Raw genomic sequence first — 17,475 nt, 5'->3', positions numbered from 1 at the left:
CAATGATAGACAATAGCTTAGCCTATGCTCAACAACTTGACAAAAACGATCCATTAGCAAAAATGCGTAAGCAGTTTGCTATTCCCAAACAAGCGAATGGAGAAGATGAGTATTATTTTACGGGTAACTCGCTAGGTTTACAGCCAAAACTTGCCCGCGAATATGTTATTGAACTACTCGACTCTTGGGGACAAAGAGGCGTAAAAGGACATTTTGAAGGGGAGCACCCGTGGCTGCCCTACCACGAGTTTTTAACTGAGCAATCGGCCTTATTGGTTGGCGCAAAAAATGAAGAAGTGGTGATGATGAATTCCTTAACGGCAAACTTGCATCTAATGATGGTCAGTTTTTATCAACCACAAGGAAAACGCTCAAAAATATTGATTGAAGACCATGCTTTTCCCTCTGATCATTATGCCGTTGAATCTCAGCTTAGACACCACAAAAAAAATGTCGATGACAACTTGCTGTTGTGGAGACCCAGAGCTGGTGAAGAGCTATTAAACACTGATGACTTATATCAAATGATTGAACAACAAGGTGATGAAATAGCCCTGATATTATTACCCGGTGTTCAGTATTACACTGGCCAGGTACTTGATATGAAAACCATCACCGAAAAAGCCCATGCAAAAGGTATTATGGTAGGTTTTGACTTAGCCCATGCCGTGGGAAATATCGAAATGGCCTTGCATCATTGGCAAGTCGACTTCGCTTGTTGGTGTAGTTACAAATATTTAAACAGTGGTGCTGGCTCAGTTGCTGGTTGTTTTGTTCATCAAAAACACAGTAGCGATACCAATAACAAAACACAGGTAAACCGCTTTGCTGGCTGGTGGGGACACGATAAATCAAGCCGCTTTAAAATGGAAAATACTTTTAAGCCTATTGCTACAGCCGAAGGCTGGCAATTATCTAATCCACCCGTTCTATCATTAGCCGCTATTCGTGGTTCTCTAGACACCATAAAGATGGCTGGCGGTATTATTGAACTGCGTAAAAAATCAATTAAACTGACTCAATACATGACTGAGCTGATCAGTCGTGAGTTAGGTGATAAAATTCGTATTATTACGCCAAGTAATGAAGCTGAGCGTGGTTGTCAGTTATCGCTAATGATCAATGTTGATGGTCTCGATGGTAAGGCAATGTTTACTGCCTTAGAAGAAAATGGCGTGACCACCGATTGGCGTGAACCCAACGTTATTCGTGTTGCACCGGTACCACTTTATAATAAATTTCAAGATATTTATCACTTTGTTCGACTGCTAAAGGAATGTTTACAATGAGCGTAAATTCACTATCTAAACCCGCTAATGAAACTAACATCACGGTTGCAGGAGCAGGCCCTGTTGGCGCCCTACTTGCGATAATATTAGCCAGAAAAGGTTACAATATTAACTTATTTGAATCTCGCCCAGATTCTCGCCAGCATGATATCTATCAAGGAAAGTCGATTAATATTGCACTTTCAGATAGAGGTTGGTTAGCGCTTGAAGCCGTTGGCATTGCTGATGAAGTTCGCCAAGACGCTATAGCGATGAAAAAACGTATTATGCATGCCATCGATGGCACAATAACCGAGCAAGCTTATGGTAAAGACGATCAAGCTATTTGGTCGGTATCACGCTCAGGCATTAATGAACAACTTCTCAATTTAGCTGAAAAAGAAGCGAGTGTAACATTACACTTTGAAAAAAGGCTAACCCACGTTGATTTTAATACCGGTTGTGCTTCTTTTAGCTTTAATGCCGGACACAAAAAGAGTCATGTCGAAATTGACGCCGATTATATTTTTGGTGCTGACGGCGCTTTTTCCAAAGTGCGTCGCCTTGCTCAAGAAACAGCTCGCTTTAGCTATAGTCAGTCTTTTATGCCCCAATCATATATAGAATTAACCATTCCAGCCAATGAAAACGAAAGTGGTGATGCTCGCTTTAAAATGACAAAGGAAGCCTTACATATTTGGCCAAGAAAAGACTTTATGCTTATCGCCCTACCGAACCCCGATGGTACTTTTACTTGCACTTTATTTCTCAACTATGAAAGTACAAAGGAAGGTGAATATTCATTCACCAGTTTAAATAAACGCAGCGATGTTATTAATTTTTTCGATGAAAATTTTGCCGACGCTATGCCGATACTTGCAGACCCAATTGATGACTTTATTGCCAAAAAAGCCAGCCCGCTATTTTTAGTCAATGTCGACCCTTGGGTCATTAATAACAAGGTTGCTCTCATCGGTGATGCTGCCCATGCTATGGTGCCTTATTATGGCCAAGGGATGAATTGTGGTTTTGAAGATTGCCGAGAGCTGGGGGAAATTATTGATCAATATAAAGGTCAATGGCACGATATCTTCCCCGCTTACCAACAACAACGAAAAATTAATGCCGATGCTATTACTGAGTTAGCCAAACGTAATTTTGTTGAAATGAGTGAGCTTTCTGGTAACAGTGACTTTTTATTACAAAAGAAAATTGAAGCAAAATTCAATCAGCTTCATCCAGAGCTTTGGGTACCACTTTATTCCATGGTCACTTTCTCGCCTTACTTACCTTATTCTCAAGCCTTAGCCATAGGAGATCAGCAAAAAATACTGATGGCGAAAATAATGCAAATACCAGACATAGAAAACTGTTGGCAAGACGATTTTGTTTACGAAAAACTGCTACAACTCGTTCAAGAACAAACTAAGAACAAGGATAATCTTGATGTCTAATTCTGGCTGTCCTTTTAATGGTGACACAAATAAACGTGAAGTAGAGGAAGATATTCATACCGACTTTAACGATGATATGTCCTATGGTGATTACTTGCACCTTGATAAAGTATTATCGGCTCAGCAACCGTTATCGAAAGAACATGATGAGATGTTGTTTATTGTTATTCATCAAAGTAGCGAACTCTGGCTTAAACTTGCTGGCCATGAATTAACAAAAGCCATGGAGTGTTTACGCGCAGATGATTTTGGCCCCGCCTTTAAAGTTATCGCGCGGGTAAAACAAATATTCATTCAGTTGACTCAGTCATGGAATATTTTATCGACGCTTACCCCTGTTGATTACTTAAAGTTTCGTGATGAATTAGGACGGTCCTCTGGCTTTCAGTCACTCGGATATCGAAAGCTTGAGTTTCTCTTAGGCAATAAGAACAGTGATATGCTTAAAGTTCATAAAAATGATAATCAAGCCTATCAAGAGTTAGCATTATTACTCAATAGTCCCAGCTTATACGACGAAGTGATTGCCACATTAGTAAAAGCAGGTTTTAACATTGATGACTGTGTGCTTAATCGCGATGTTAGCCAAGCCTATCACAGTAATGAAAGTGTGGTAAAAGCATGGCTAATGGTTTATCAGCAACCAGAGAAATTTTTTGAGCTATATGAGCTAGCAGAAAAGCTTGTCGACATCGAAGACTCTTTTCAACAATGGCGCTTTAAACACATGTATACCGTGCAACGAATAATTGGTTATAAGGCAGGAACCGGTGGTTCTTCTGGGGTAAGTTTTTTGAAGAAAGCGCTAGATGTTAGCTTTTTCCCTGAGTTATTTGAAGTCAGAACACATTTATAACGATTCTCACATTACCTTTTTAAATTAACAATTATTGATCTATATCATTGATTTAAAATGGTTGTTTATAAAAAGCACCCAAATGAGTACTGCATAAATAAAAATAATGTATTAAATAAAATAATAAGTATTATTTTATTTAATAAGACTGAAGGTAAACAATAAAATTTCTCAAGATACTTGTTCTAACTCAAAAGAAGACTATCAATAATTGTATTAATTATAAATTTACACTATTGTAATCCTGCAGGAGCATTAACTACAGGGTAATCAAATAGTGAAATTCGAAGACATTTCGTTCAAGAAAAAAATATATATCTTAATTTCCATTCCATTACTTAGCTTCATTTTTTATAGTGTCACTGCTATTTTACAAAGCATTAATAGTACACAGGAAATGTCGAAACTCACGCGGTTAACCAAGCTGTCAGTAGTTTACAGCAATTTAGTACATGAGTTGCAAAAAGAACGTGGTATGACTGCCGGCTTTTTAAGCACTAAAGGAGCAACGTTTCGCGATAAACTTATCGTGCAGCGCCAAGAGGTCAATAATCAAAACGCTTTAACAGTAGATTACTTGACCAACAACTCATTTAATAACAAAAAAATAATACGGCTAAATAATAAAATTGTTCAGCAGTATAGTGAAATCGACAATATTAGAAGTCGTGTTGACCAACAGATAATATCTATATCAAAAGCGCTCAGTTATTACACTGAACTTAATAAAAACTTATTAAGTCTTTCCACTATCATCTCAGAAATGAGTTCCGACTCAACGGTCTCAAAGGAGGTTTTTGCCTATTATAATTTTATGCAAGGTAAAGAGCGAGCCGGTATAGAAAGGGCCGTGTTAAGTAGTACTTTTAGCACTAACCAATTTAGTGATGGAATGTTAGTTAAATTGGTGACACTGATATCTGAACAAAATACCTATATGAGAAGTTTTACTTCTTTTACTAACGACAAAAATGGTACGTTTTTTGTGCAAAAAATGTCAAACCCTGTTATCAAAGAGGTGTTGAAACTCAGGCGTATTGCTATTGAAAAATCAGCCCAAGGGCAATTTGGCATTAAATCAACCTATTGGTTTGACCAATCAACCAAACGTATCGTTATCTTTAAAGAAATTGAAAATTACTTAGCTGATTCATTACTTAAGCTCGTAGAAAATAAAAATGAACAGGCATTTAATAAAATGATCCTTAATTGCATCGTTAGCTTTTCACTTATACTTTTATCTTTGCTATTAAGCTTCTATATTATTAAAGAATTAAGCATGCAAGTCACTGACCTCACCTATGTGATGAGAAAAGTAAGAAATGAAAATGATTTAACCATAAGGGCTAGCCATATTTGTGAAAGTGAAATGGGGCAAATAGCACTCTCACTAAATTTAACATTAGAGACGTTCTCTGGTGCTATAGATGAAATAACAAAATCAAGTACAACGTTAGCCGCGGCTGCAGAGGAAACATCACATACTTGTCAGCATAACTCTCAGTCAATGCTGGATCAACAAGGCGAAATTGCATTAATAGCGACAGCTATAGAGGAGTTATCAGCTACGGTAAAAGAAGTGGCGAGTAATACGCAACTTGCCGCAGATTCGGCAAAAGAAGCGGATGAACAAGCACAAAGTGGTTTGAATGTGGTGCAAAAGTCTTATCACTCCATTGAAGCGTTGGCCGCTGAAATAGCAGATTTAGCGACGAGGATCACCAATTTACATAAAAGTAGTAGCAATATTACTAAGGTAGTTGACGTAATCAAATCAGTGGCCGAACAAACAAACTTACTCGCGCTAAATGCCGCTATTGAGGCAGCAAGAGCAGGAGAGCAAGGCCGAGGATTTGCCGTAGTAGCTGATGAAGTCCGGACACTTGCCCAACGTACACAACAATCAACCAGCGAGATAGAAGACTTTATCATTGCTCTACAAACCGATGCAAATGCCGCATTCAATGTAATAGAAACCAGCCAAAACATGGCTAACGAGGCGGTCGTAAATTCAAAGAATGTTGAAAAAACACTAGAAGGTATTACCAAATCAGTCAGTAATATTTTTTCGATGACAGAACAAGTTGCTGCTGCAGTCGAAGAACAAGCGATGGTTACTCAAGACGTTGCAAAAAATGTGGTCAGCGTCGAGCAAAAATCAATGGAATCAACGACTGGTGCTACTCAAATAGCTACCACAGCAAGAGAGCAAGCTAACTTAGCAACATCTTTACAATATATATCTGCCACATTCAAAATTTAGGGGGGCTTAGTTAAAATAAATAAAAACGCACTCAACAATGGAGTGCGTTTATTTTCAATCAGATTAATTTTTTACTGAGTTTATCTCTAAGTTTTTATTACCTTCTTTATCACGGTTTTTACGTGCTTTGTCAGCTTTCAATTTCATCTGCTGCTTTTGCAAATTAGAAATATCTCTTGGCATCGGCTTACGAGGCATGCGTTCATCAGCCATGGACGCTTTATATAAAAATCCAGCAAGAATAACAGAAGCTTGTTTTAGATCAGCTTCTACAACATGGTCAATCGAATCAATATGGGTATGATGCAAACGAGAGCCATAATCTAACTTGTCTTGAATAAATTGAAAACCGGGTAACCCTACATCATCAAAAGACTCGTGATCAGTACCACCGGTACTTTTATTGGTAATAGTACCGGTACTTAAATCTGAATAAGGGCTGAACCAGTAGCCAAATATTGATTTTGCAGCCACATTACCTTCAGTATAAATACCTCTGAAACGTCCACTACCATTATCCATATTAAAGTATACCGAAAACTTATCATGATCAGCTTTCGTTTCAATCGGCCAACCTTGATCTTTCCATAAATAACTGGGTAATGCTTGCTCATTCTTATCAGTAGGTTTAGGACGGGTCGCAAAGTGTTCATCTACATAAGCTGCCGAACCAAATAACCCTTGTTCTTCACCCGACCATAAACCAATACGTATGGTACGTTTAGGTTTAAAGTTTAATGCTTGTAAAATACGAACAGCTTCCATTGAAACCGCCACACCCGCACCGTTATCAACAGCACCATCACTGGCATGCCACGAGTCTAAGTGGCCACCGACCATAACTATTTCAGGGTTTTTATCACTCCCTGGAATTTCTGCAATGGTATTATAAGCATTTCGGTCGTTATCATGAAAACGCGCATCGATATTGAGCGATAATTTAGGTGTCTTGCCATTATCTATCATTCGAGATAATAAGTTGTAATGTTCGGCTTCTATAATAAGTGCTGGTACTGGAAAGGTTTTACCGACACGATGGTCACTACCAAAAACGTTAATTAAGCCACCTTGACGCCAGCTACGATATATAACACCAGCAACTTGCTCTTCTTTTAAGAAATTACTGAGCGTGGCTTGAAAATTATAACGCTGCATTGCGCCATCTCTTCGGTCAGCAGTTACCCATGGAGAGTGACTTGGCGCTCGCATTACGTCAAATTCTGTCAATGTAGAAAGCTCTCCGGAGTCATAGCGTTGGAAGACACTGTTCTCAGGCGCTTCAATATTTTTACCCGCGCCCATCATAATGATCTTACCTTTTAGCTTACCTTTATATTGTGCTAAGTCGGTTATTGAAGCCGCATCAAAGATAACAACATCTCCTGTTACTTCTCCTTCAGTGCCCGGTGTCCAAGCAACAGGAATACCGTGTAAAGAAACTTCACGCGGACTCAATAGATCAATGGAAGCAGAGTCATGTGACCAGCCTCGCCCAAACTCAAAAGGGTCTAAATAAGCATTTTTTAATCCCCACCCCTTTAACTTCTCTAAAGTCCAATTATTAGCTTTCTTCATCTGAGGAGAGCCAGATAAACGAGGGCCTATTTCATCGGTTAATTGCTCTAATGTGTGCATTACTTCAGAATTATAAAAACCTTCTGCCCTTATTTTATTCGCCATATCTAAGTCATCACTTGCATAAGCAGTCGATAAAGAGAGGCATAATAAAGATAATACGAATTTTTTCATTATTGTTTCCTAATTATTATATTTTTTGTCATGATTAATTTAGTACAAAAAATAATAATTAAAAAGACAGATAAGACGAACTCCATCGAATAAGAGACCGTTGGTATTAACTGAGAAGCAGCAGGTAATAATAAGGTTAAGTAGCAGTGCAGTCTTTATATTCACTTTACATTAACCATTTTAATTTAAAAAATTAACAAGGCATCTGCTTAGCTTAATTGTGCAAAAAATAACATAACAACTTCCTATAAAGTAAACTATGTTAAAACGTATAAAAATAGTTACTTTCTATTTAGAAATGTGTAAATTTCGGCTACCCTAACTGGTATCAAAATAACAATAAAGTTTAGTTTACCTAAAAAACATCGCACTCTTGGAGAATATTAATGAATTTGTTCAAAAATTCCACTTTGGCTACAGCGGTTAAACTCGCTGTTTTAACATCAACAGTTGGTTTTTCTGCAGTAACTTTAGCGGAAGAAAATGCCGAGGAAAAAGTTGTTGGTTTAGAAATTATTGAAGTAACCGCGCGTAAAAGAGTAGAGAATGTTCAAGAAGTCCCTGTAGCTATTAGTGCGCTCCAAGGTGAAAAACTGAATGTGTTAAGTTCTGCCGCTATGGACATTCGTTTTTTAAATGCCCGCGTGCCGAGTCTTACTGTTGAATCTTCTTTTGGTCGTACTTTTCCACGTTTTTATATGCGTGGTTTAGGTAATTCCGATTTTGATTTAAACGCATCACAGCCCGTTTCTTTAGTAGTGGATGAAGTTGTACAAGAAAACCCAATTTTGAAAGGTTTCCCCGTATTTGATGTTGGCCGCGTAGAAGTATTACGTGGTCCACAAGGAACACTATTTGGTCGTAACACCCCTGCCGGTTTAATTAAGTTTGAATCAGTAAAACCATCACAAGATTTTGATGGCTTTGGCTCACTTTCATACGGCAGTAATAACACTACCGATATGCGTGCGGCTGTTGGTGGTGGGTTAACTGATAAATTATCTGCTCGTGTTTCATTACTTAATCAAACCCGAGATGACTACATAGATAACCAAGCACCCGGTTTTGAACAAAAAGAAGTTTTAGGTGGCTACAATGACAAAGCGGCTCGTATTCAATTTCTTTATGAAGATGACGCCTTCACCGCATTATTTAATTACCACATGCGCGACTTAAATGGCAAGCCGGTAGCTTTCTATGCAAATGCGTTTAAACCAGGAAGTAACGAACTGGTTAGTAATTTTGAAAGAGATACTGTTTACCATGATTCGGCATCAAGAGCGACACAACAAGTTGAAACCGAAGGCGGCAGTTTAAAATTGGAATTTGAATTAGGTGAATATACCCTAACGTCAATTTCAGGCTATGAAAGCGCAGAGCTTTATTCTCGTGCCGATGTTGATGGTGGTTATGGCGCAGTTTATGCGGAGCCTTCAGGACCTGGTATTATCGCACTTGACTCAGAAACAGCCGATGCTATTCCAGATCACGAGCAACTAACACAAGAAATTCGCTTATCAAGCAACTTTGATGGCCAATTTAATTACCAAGTGGGCGCTTTTTACTTTAATGAAGATTTAACCATTGAAAGCTTTGCCTTCGATCCTTTATTTAGCAGTGGCGCTCAAACCGGTTACGTTATTCAAGAACAAGAAACCACTGCATGGGCTGTTTTTGGTTCGTTTGATTATGACTATAACGACAAAACCTCAGTAACCTTGGGCTTACGTTATTCTGATGATGACAAAGACTATAGTAACCAAAGAACGAAGTCTCCATTGGCATGGTTAGGTTTTCCTGATGTCGTATCAGGTGAAGTAAACCCAAGTGATTCACATGTTAGCTGGGATATCAGTGTTACGCATAAATATACCGATGACATAAACTTATATGCACGCATTGCTGATACTTTCAGAGCGCCAAGTATTCAAGGGCGTTCGTTATTCGCCTTTGGAAATGGTATTTCTGTTGCTGACTCAGAAACTATTTTATCTTTAGAAACCGGTATTAAATCTGATATTTTAGACGGCTTTGGTCGTATCAATGCCTCGGTATTTTATTTTACCATGGATGATCAGCAGCTAACGTCTGTTGGTGGTGGTGGCAATACGGCGAGTTTACTTAACGCTGAAGAAACGACCGGTTACGGTTTTGAAATCGACTCAGAGTTTATGCTAACCGATAATTTTTGGCTAACCGCAAGTGTTAGTTATAATAATACCGAAATCAATGACAGTGACCTAGCCGTTGCTGCTTGTAAATCATGTACTATTACCGATAATTTCTACACTGATGATATGGGTAATAGATTTGCCGAAGTAGACGGTAATAGTTTACCACATGCACCTGAGTGGATTTTTAACTTTACCTTGCGTTATTCTCGTGAAATTGCAGACGGTGAATTCTATGCTTACACGGATTGGTCTTACCGAGATGACATTAGTTTCTTTTTATATGAATCAAAAGAATTTAATGGAAAATCATTATTTGAAGGTGGCGCTCGTACCGGTTATACCTGGGACGGTGATGATAAAGAGTATGAAGTTGCCTTATTTGTTCGTAACATAACGGATGAACAAATCGCTATAGGCGCTGTAGACTTTAGTAACAATACCGCTATTGTTAATGAAGAGCGCTTTTTTGGTGCAGAATTTAAAGTTAATTTCTATTAAGCTAAACGGCTAATTTGAATGATAAAAGGCGACTATGACTAGTCGCCTTTTTATTTTTAATGCCTAAATACAAGACTCAATAGCCGCGAAGTTCTGGTATTTAATAAGTGAGTTTAAAAAGTAATTCCACCAAATCGGGTTGTCACTGAAAATCTGTTAACTTAACGCGATTACCTATAACCACCACTTGTTCTTCTTGAAGCAGTGCACTTTGTTTGGCGAAAAGTTCACTTTCAACAGCAAATGATATTTTCCCTTGAGAGTTAATAATTCTGTGCCAAGGAACACTTTTTACGTTCCAACCACCATTAGGGACTTTACCTAACGCTTTCCCAACTAACCTCGCTTTACCAGGCAAGCCAGCAAGATCAGCAATCTGTCCATAGCAAGCGACCTTGCCATAAGGTATTAACTGCACTGTTTGCCAAATACGAGGGTAATTAACGTTTACCGGGCGCTTATTATTTTTTAACATCGTGGCGACTCATTTCATAAAAACGGCTTAATTACGTTTAAAAAGATACTGAAAATTATCTTAGCATCTTGCCAACAGACGATAACAGGCTACTTAGCAACTTTTACTAAAATAAGAAAATTTATCGAACATTGAATAACTTGTTGTTAATTTATCATCCGCACCAGCCAAATAGACAAATTTTAGCCTATTGAAGTCGATGTTTTTTGTGTATAATCGCGCGCTATTGACTTACCAGCTTAAATGCACAACCAAGGAATCAGCTTATCCTACAAGCAAATAATATTACCCAACAATTCGGCGCAAAACCTCTTTTTGAAAATATTTCACAAAAATTTGGTGGTGGTAATCGTTACGGTTTAATTGGTGCCAACGGTTGTGGTAAATCAACACTTATAAAAATCTTAGGTGGTGACTTAGAGCAGACCTCAGGCAATGTAAGCTTAGACCCTAACGAACGTTTGGGTAAATTAAGCCAGGACCAATTTGCCTTTGAGCACTTCAGTGTTATTGATACCGTTATTATGGGACATACTGAGTTATGGGCGGTAAAAGAAGAACGTGACCGTATTTATGCTTTACCAGAAATGAGTGAAGCCGATGGCATGAAAGTAGGCGATTTAGAATCAGAATATGCTGAGATGGACGGTTACAGTGCCGAAGCACGTGCCGGCGAACTATTAATGGGCGTAGGAATTGCTATTAACCAACATTATGGTTTAATGAGCGAAATAGCCCCAGGTTTTAAACTGCGTATTTTGTTAGCACAGGCGCTATTCTCAGATCCTGATATTTTATTACTTGATGAGCCAACCAACAACCTGGATATTCATACTATTCAATGGCTTGAAGAAACCTTGAATGCCCGTGATTCAACCATGATCATCATTTCGCATGATAGACATTTTTTAAACAGTGTTTGCACCCATATGGCCGATTTAGATTACGGAGAACTTAGAGTTTTCTCAGGTAACTATGACGAATACATGCTAGCAGCAACACAAGCACGAGCTAACTTACTTGCTGACAATGCTAAGAAAAAAGCGCAAATAGGTGAGCTACAAGCTTTCGTTGCACGTTTTTCTGCGAATGCTTCAAAAGCTAAACAAGCGACTTCTCGTGCAAAACGTATCGACAAGATTCAACTAGAAGAAGTTAAACCTTCAAGCCGTACCAACCCCTTTATTCGCTTTGAGCAAGAGAAAAAATTATTTCGTAATGCCTTAGTCATAGAAAAATTAAACAAGAAATTTAATGATGCTCATGTACTAAAAGATATTTCTCTTTTGGCTGAAGTCGGTGAACGTATTGCGGTGATCGGCGAAAACGGCATAGGTAAAACCACCTTTTTACGCACTTTATTAAATGAAGTCGGCTACGAAGCAACTTCTGGTGATTTTACTTGGTCTGAAAATTCAAATATTGGTTATTACGCACAAGACCATGAGTTTGAATTTGAGCATGACATGACCTTGTTTGACTGGATGAGCCAATGGCGTCAGCCTACTGACGACGAACAAGCTGTTCGTGGTTATTTGGGGCGTTTATTATTTTCAGCTGACGATATTCTAAAATCAGTTAAAATATTATCAGGAGGAGAAAAAGGCAGAATGCTTTTTGGTAAACTGATGATGCAACTGCCTAATATTCTTGTGATGGACGAACCGACCAACCACATGGATATGGAGTCTATTGAATCACTTAATATGGCATTAGAAAACTACGAAGGTACTTTAGTGTTTGTTAGCCATGACCGTGAGTTTGTTTCGAGCTTAGCGACGCGTATTATTGAATTAACCAAAGATGGTTACATTGACTTTGCCGGTACTTATGATGAGTACTTAGCAAGCCAAGCGTAGACACAAATAACACCGTTTATACAAATAGATAAAACACTGATCAAAGAGTGTTTTATCTATGACTTCCCCTACCCATTTTAGATTAAGGAATTCCTTTTGCTCAGTTATCGTCATGCTTTTCACGCAGGAAACTTCGCTGATGTTTTAAAACATTCGGTTTTAACGCTCGTACTAGAATATATGGTGCGTAAAGAAAAAGGCTTTACCTATATCGATAGCCACTCGGGTGCTGGCATGTATTCACTAAAAGATGAATACGCTCAAAAAACAGCTGAATACAAAGGCGGTATCGCTAAAATTATTGCCGCACTAACTGATGATAATTTTCCTGAAGCATTAACACCCTATGTTGAGCTAATTCAGCGCTTAAACACTGAAAATAGTGAGCTAGAAATTTATCCTGGCTCTCCTGGTGTTGCTAAGCAACTGATGCGCCGCCAAGACAGTACTCATCTCTTTGAGTTACACCCTACCGATATTCAACATTTGACAGAATTCTGCACACGCTGGAAAAAATCACATGTAAAACAGTCTGATGGTTATCAAGGTGTATTGGGGTTAGTACCGCCACCCAGTCGCCGAGGTGTCGTGCTTATCGATCCCCCTTATGAGTTAAAAGAAGATTACGCTAAAGCGGTTAAGACTATCGTAAAAGCCTATAAAAAATTCAATTCCGGGACTTATATTCTTTGGTATCCTGTGGTTACCCGTGAGCGTATTCATGCCATGGAAAAAGACTTTACCCGTAGTGAGGTGAAAAATTTATTACAAGTTGAATTTTGTTTACAAGCCGACAGTGATGAATATGGTATGACAGGTACCGGCTTATTTATTGTTAATCCTCCTTGGCAGTTAAAAAAGCAGCTCGAAGAGATACTTCCTTTTATGAAGGCAACCTTAGGACAGGCTGAGACTAGCTTTACATTAGCGCAGCTTATTGCTGAATAACTCGCCTTAAACTAAAATTACGGCGCATCTCAATTAAACAGCGCCGCTTATCAGCCTTTTGTAATCAGTTGATAATTAACAAGAAATAAGATAATTAAAGTTTTACCGCTATTGCCCTGCCTTACAAAGCGCGATATCTATTTGCATTTGAAAATGTACTAACATCATTAAATCTAACACCATTTTCTTTCATCACCTTATGTGCAGTACTTGCTAACATTTGACGCAAATAAAACGGTTGTTGTACAACAAAGTGATGAATGGCATGCGTACCAGCAAAGTTAAAGGTAAACAGATTAAGTGGCCAAATAAGCAAACCTTTAAAGACTTGCGTTTGCTGTAATACATTATTAACACCACCATAGTAGTGCAAATAAGAAGTCACTAAATTTAAACAGCCTGAGCGTAGAAAATTAGGCGCAATAATAACCACCATCAACAGATTGCTCAACGCTGAAAAGGTTTGTAACCATGGCGGATAGATAAAATCGCTGGCAATAAAAAAATCGACACTGTGAAACAATATAAAGCCATAACCGAAGATATAATAAAGTATCGTCAGTGGGAATCCGCCATTAAAAACACTCAAAAAATTAAAGGCTTTCACTTCCCTATTCAAGTGCTTTCTTTGTAAAATCAGCCCAAATAAACCATCAAAAATTACGATATAGCGAACAAATATATTAGCAATACCATTGCCGACCAGTCGTTCTTCTAAATCTTGTTTTGTACCCGAGGTTTTATGGTGCAATAAATGAATTTTGCGACGATACCAAGGATTAATCGTACTTGGGCGCATTAACCAAACAATGGCCATCATAAGATTATGTATAATAGGTTGCTGACGAAAGTAAAGTTTATGAATTAAGTCATGTTCTAACTCATGAGAAATAGAGGCAAAAATTGCCGCTAGCATGATACAAATCCAGGCAGGGATAAAGGCATAGTAATATAATAAACCACTGGTGATCATGCCTGTAAGTGACAGTAAAAGAATGAGTAAACCAATACTGTCTTGCTTAGCTAAAAACACATATTTTTTGCGTAAGCGCTGTTCTTCGGCTTTAACGCCCTGAACAATATTTTTAATTTTTTCAGCGTCTGTTGTTGAACTCATCCTAAGTATTCACTAATTTTTACTCGAAAGGTGATAACTATCGGCATCATTAATCATATTAATTTCTTTCATCACTTCATTGATATCGTGAGACATTGAATATTGCTTTGAAAAAGCAAGAAAAGAAGAGTCAACTTGATCAGACAACGAGAACCCTTCGACTTGTCCATTAACCGCCATATTATCAATGGTTGTATTTGCAATGGCACTATCGGCCACCAATAAATCAACGCGACCGTAAATAAGCATATTGAAGGCATCTTCTAAGCGAGTCGCTTCAAAAAACGTTATAGAGGCATCTTTAAAGGCTTCTTCTAAGTGGCTATCAACATGGGTTGAACGAACTTTGACAAGTATTTTACTTTTATCAATTATTGGAATACCTTGATAAACAAAATTATCATCTGCTCTTTTGAATATTTCAGAGCCATAAAAATTAATTAAAGGACTTTGAGGAAAACTCAAAAAAAAGCTGCGTTCTGGTGTATAAACCGTCGGCATTAATGCATCAAACATTCCCTGTTCAACTGCTTTTAATGCTCTTGCCCAAGGCATGATGGTGACTGATACCTTAAATTTTCCACTGGTATTGAGTTTATTCATCGTCTCAATTAACAAGCCCTTGTTTTCACCCTTTTCATTACTATAAATAAAAGGGCGAATTTCAGGGGCTGCAATCGTTAACGTGATAACTTGTTGCTGATTTACATGCTGAGCTTGCGCGTTTAAACAAAGTAAAAAACTACAAATAAAAAAGAAAAATTTCATTTTATTAATACCTTATACTCGAAACAGTTAATCGATTTCAGAATCGCTGTCTATTTCACTTACTGGCGTTATCGTCTTTTTACGTAACACAGGTAACTCACCAACATCTTGAGCAACAAAGACTCTTTTAATCACTTTTTTAGGCTGAGCTCTTTGCGGTTTTTCGTTAATTTTCGTTGAAGATTTTGACTTAGCAGCCACTTTTGGCTTTTTAGGTTTTATGCCCTTGAATGTAGCTTTTAAGCTATCAACAACATCAAATTTAAAGGTTTGCTGTAAAAAACCTTCAACATTTTTAAAGCTAATCCAGTCTTTAGGACCAACAAAGGAGATCGCATCACCGGTGCTACCCGCTCGACCTGTCCGGCCAATACGATGCACGAATTCTTCAGTGTGCTTTGGCATATCAAAGTTAAAGACGTGCGAGACGTTAACTAAATCTAAACCTCGAGACGCTAAATCAGTCGTGATCAATATCTTTTGTTGTCCCTTACTAAAGCCATCCATTATTTGATTACGCTGACCTTGATTAAGCTCACCACTTAAGGCGACCGTACTTAAGCTCTGTTCACTGAGCAGCTTTGATAATCGGTCGGTATCACTTCGTGTTGCAGTGAAAATAATCACTTGTTGATAGCTTTCAGTTTTCAAAAAGTGTTCAAGCAAGTCTTGTTTGTGGTCTAAGTTATCGCATAGGTAAAAGCGTTTAGTAATATCTTTATGCTCGGTATGTGCAGAGCCTATGGCAATTCGTTTTGGTTTTTTTAATAACGCTAGTGCGAACTCATTGACTTGTGCGTGATCGAGTGTTGCAGAAAACATCAGTGTTTGACGCTTACGATGATCGGCAGCGCTATTAATTTGTTTTAATTGTTTTGAAAAGCCTAAGTCTAACATCCGATCGGCTTCATCAAGAATAAGGAGCTCTAAGCCCTTTAAATAGAAATGCCCTTGCGATAAATGGTCAGACAATCGACCCGGTGTCGCAACAATAAAATGGGGGTCTTTGTGCAGTGTTTTTACTTGATCATTAAAGTTTTCACCACCCAAAATAAGCACAGCTTTAAACTGTGAGCCGGTGGTAAATAAACGTAGTTGAGTAAAAACTTGTTTGGCTAATTCTCGTGTTGGCATAAGAATAAGGACACGAGGATCACGTTTAGACAAAGCCCTATTTCGAATTAAGCGTTGCATCGCAGGAATAATAAACGCTAAGGTTTTACCTGAGCCAGTTTTTGATGAGGCAATTAAATCATGCCCGGCCATAGCAGCAGGAATAGCTTGCTGCTGAATTTCTGTCGGCTCTAAAAAACCTAAATGCTCAACCGTTGACATTAAACGACTGTCTAAACCAAAATCTGTAAACTGCAAACTACACTCCAAAAAAGAACCAATAAAAACGTTGTGATTATACCCTGCTAACGACAAGAATGACGTATAGTATTTTATCAGGGTGTTAAAAAAATGAAAAACTTAAAAAAGTACCACAGACTTATTCATCTTATGGCGCTATTAAACATGTTCGTCGCGAAGCCAATCAACATAACCAACAAAAAAGTGTTGCCAAAAATCGTTGGTTTGCGAAAATTCAACCAGCTTTTTACCAAAGGTTTCTAATATCTGGAGATCAAAAATACAGCTTTCATCGGGAAGGTACATGGCAGATTTTTGCCGACACTGTTGATATATAGCCGTTAAGCACTGTTCAAAACCCACCAAAGATACACTCACTAGGGTTGCTTGCCATTGATTTTCTTCTTCAGCAATCGCGGTATAAACCGCTAAATGTTCATCGGCCAAGTCAATAAAATACGGATCACCTAATTCGGTATCTGTGGCGATAACAACCCATGAACTTTGCCAATTGCCAATATCCTTGTTGACTAAACTAGCGCCTTTTTTATCAACCGAATAGCCAATCTGGGCTTTATTTAATGTTGCCATTTTAGAAATAACGCTAAAACCCTGTGGACCAAAAAACACCTCTTTATGCTCAAAGGCTTTTAATCTATTTAATAATTCGCTTTGGTTCATCTTTAATCTCGC

13 protein-coding genes are annotated in these 17,475 nt (G+C 38.1%); 7 read left to right on the top strand and 6 right to left on the bottom strand.

Annotation, left to right across the window (positions count from 1 at the left end; all coding sequences use genetic code 11):
* The first annotated feature begins 2 nt into the window (after positions 1-2).
* The 4 genes from kynU to H4J66_RS08115 all read left to right on the top strand — a co-directional run bounded on the left by kynU (position 3) and on the right by H4J66_RS08115 (position 5,841).
* A complete protein-coding gene (gene kynU, locus H4J66_RS08130; protein ID WP_182172958.1) occupies positions 3-1,289 on the top strand; it encodes a kynureninase in 1,287 nt (428 codons plus the stop codon).
* Entirely contained in the window at positions 1,286-2,722 is a 1,437-nt protein-coding gene (locus H4J66_RS08125) for an NAD(P)/FAD-dependent oxidoreductase (protein WP_182172956.1), read from the top strand. The genes kynU and H4J66_RS08125 overlap by 4 nt, the downstream gene beginning before the upstream one ends.
* The gene (gene kynA / locus H4J66_RS08120; RefSeq protein WP_182172953.1) at positions 2,715-3,578 is read left to right on the top strand and encodes a tryptophan 2,3-dioxygenase; all 864 of its coding nucleotides are present in this window, start codon (positions 2,715-2,717) and stop codon (positions 3,576-3,578) included. Before H4J66_RS08125 ends, kynA begins: the two co-directional genes overlap by 8 nt.
* Positions 3,579-3,975: 397 nt before the next feature.
* Positions 3,976-5,841, top strand: coding sequence for a methyl-accepting chemotaxis protein (locus H4J66_RS08115; RefSeq protein WP_259369092.1), 1,866 nt, complete (start codon positions 3,976-3,978; stop codon positions 5,839-5,841).
* Between the two features lie 63 nt (positions 5,842-5,904).
* Here H4J66_RS08115 and H4J66_RS08110 read toward each other — a convergent pair whose 3' ends face one another.
* Complete coding sequence (locus H4J66_RS08110) at positions 5,905-7,590, bottom strand: M20/M25/M40 family metallo-hydrolase (RefSeq protein WP_182172947.1); 1,686 nt, start codon at positions 7,588-7,590, stop codon at positions 5,905-5,907.
* A 386-nt stretch (positions 7,591-7,976) separates the two neighbouring features.
* Between H4J66_RS08110 and H4J66_RS08105 the strand changes: the two genes are divergently transcribed.
* A complete protein-coding gene (locus H4J66_RS08105; RefSeq protein ID WP_182172944.1) occupies positions 7,977-10,262 on the top strand; it encodes a TonB-dependent receptor in 2,286 nt (761 codons plus the stop codon).
* A gap of 142 nt (positions 10,263-10,404) precedes the next feature.
* On the opposite strand, the gene H4J66_RS08100 is transcribed toward H4J66_RS08105, so the two are convergent.
* Positions 10,405-10,737: an MGMT family protein gene (locus H4J66_RS08100; RefSeq protein WP_182172941.1), complete on the bottom strand. Its 333-nt coding sequence runs from the start codon at positions 10,735-10,737 to the stop codon at positions 10,405-10,407.
* 266 nt (positions 10,738-11,003) lie between these two features.
* Between H4J66_RS08100 and H4J66_RS08095 the strand changes: the two genes are divergently transcribed.
* Together H4J66_RS08095 and H4J66_RS08090 are read left to right on the top strand one after the other, a co-directional pair.
* Positions 11,004-12,596, top strand: a complete 1,593-nt coding sequence (locus H4J66_RS08095; RefSeq protein ID WP_182173038.1) for an ABC-F family ATPase — start codon at positions 11,004-11,006, stop codon at positions 12,594-12,596.
* Positions 12,597-12,692: 96 nt separating this feature from the next.
* On the top strand, positions 12,693-13,544 hold the full coding sequence (locus tag H4J66_RS08090; RefSeq protein ID WP_182172938.1) for a 23S rRNA (adenine(2030)-N(6))-methyltransferase RlmJ: 852 nt from the start codon (positions 12,693-12,695) through the stop codon (positions 13,542-13,544).
* A gap of 121 nt (positions 13,545-13,665) precedes the next feature.
* Here H4J66_RS08090 and H4J66_RS08085 read toward each other — a convergent pair whose 3' ends face one another.
* The 4 genes from H4J66_RS08085 to H4J66_RS08070 all read right to left on the bottom strand — a co-directional run bounded on the left by H4J66_RS08085 (position 13,666) and on the right by H4J66_RS08070 (position 17,463).
* Positions 13,666-14,661 carry a fatty acid desaturase gene (locus H4J66_RS08085; RefSeq protein WP_182172935.1) on the bottom strand — a complete coding sequence of 332 codons (996 nt, stop codon included), beginning with the start codon at positions 14,659-14,661 and terminating at the stop codon, positions 13,666-13,668.
* Positions 14,662-14,673: 12 nt separating this feature from the next.
* The gene (locus tag H4J66_RS08080) at positions 14,674-15,429 is read right to left on the bottom strand and encodes a transporter substrate-binding domain-containing protein (RefSeq protein ID WP_182172932.1); all 756 of its coding nucleotides are present in this window, start codon (positions 15,427-15,429) and stop codon (positions 14,674-14,676) included.
* 27 nt (positions 15,430-15,456) lie between these two features.
* Positions 15,457-16,800: a DEAD/DEAH box helicase gene (locus H4J66_RS08075; protein ID WP_182172929.1), complete on the bottom strand. Its 1,344-nt coding sequence runs from the start codon at positions 16,798-16,800 to the stop codon at positions 15,457-15,459.
* Positions 16,801-16,941: 141 nt separating this feature from the next.
* Positions 16,942-17,463, bottom strand: a complete 522-nt coding sequence (locus H4J66_RS08070; protein WP_182172926.1) for a hypothetical protein — start codon at positions 17,461-17,463, stop codon at positions 16,942-16,944.
* Positions 17,464-17,475 lie beyond the last annotated feature (12 nt).

The organism is Colwellia sp. MB3u-55 (genome assembly GCF_014076785.1).
Classification (GTDB): Bacteria; Pseudomonadota; Gammaproteobacteria; order Enterobacterales; family Alteromonadaceae; genus Colwellia_A.
This window is presented reverse-complemented; position numbering and strand designations above follow the sequence as displayed.

Bases quoted from the DNA above. Each gene is read 5' to 3' on its own strand.
- kynU (WP_182172958.1), top strand. From the start codon at position 3: ATGATAGACAATAGCTTAGCCTATGCTCAACAACTTGACAAAAACGAT.
- H4J66_RS08110 (WP_182172947.1), bottom strand. From the start codon at position 7,590: ATGAAAAAATTCGTATTATCTTTATTATGCCTCTCTTTATCGACTGCT.
- H4J66_RS08115 (WP_259369092.1), top strand. From the start codon at position 3,976: ATGTCGAAACTCACGCGGTTAACCAAGCTGTCAGTAGTTTACAGCAAT.
- H4J66_RS08105 (WP_182172944.1), top strand. From the start codon at position 7,977: ATGAATTTGTTCAAAAATTCCACTTTGGCTACAGCGGTTAAACTCGCT.
- H4J66_RS08125 (WP_182172956.1), top strand. From the start codon at position 1,286: ATGAGCGTAAATTCACTATCTAAACCCGCTAATGAAACTAACATCACG.
- H4J66_RS08100 (WP_182172941.1), bottom strand. From the start codon at position 10,737: ATGTTAAAAAATAATAAGCGCCCGGTAAACGTTAATTACCCTCGTATT.
- H4J66_RS08070 (WP_182172926.1), bottom strand. From the start codon at position 17,463: ATGAACCAAAGCGAATTATTAAATAGATTAAAAGCCTTTGAGCATAAA.
- kynA (WP_182172953.1), top strand. From the start codon at position 2,715: ATGTCTAATTCTGGCTGTCCTTTTAATGGTGACACAAATAAACGTGAA.
- H4J66_RS08080 (WP_182172932.1), bottom strand. From the start codon at position 15,429: ATGAAATTTTTCTTTTTTATTTGTAGTTTTTTACTTTGTTTAAACGCG.
- H4J66_RS08085 (WP_182172935.1), bottom strand. From the start codon at position 14,661: ATGAGTTCAACAACAGACGCTGAAAAAATTAAAAATATTGTTCAGGGC.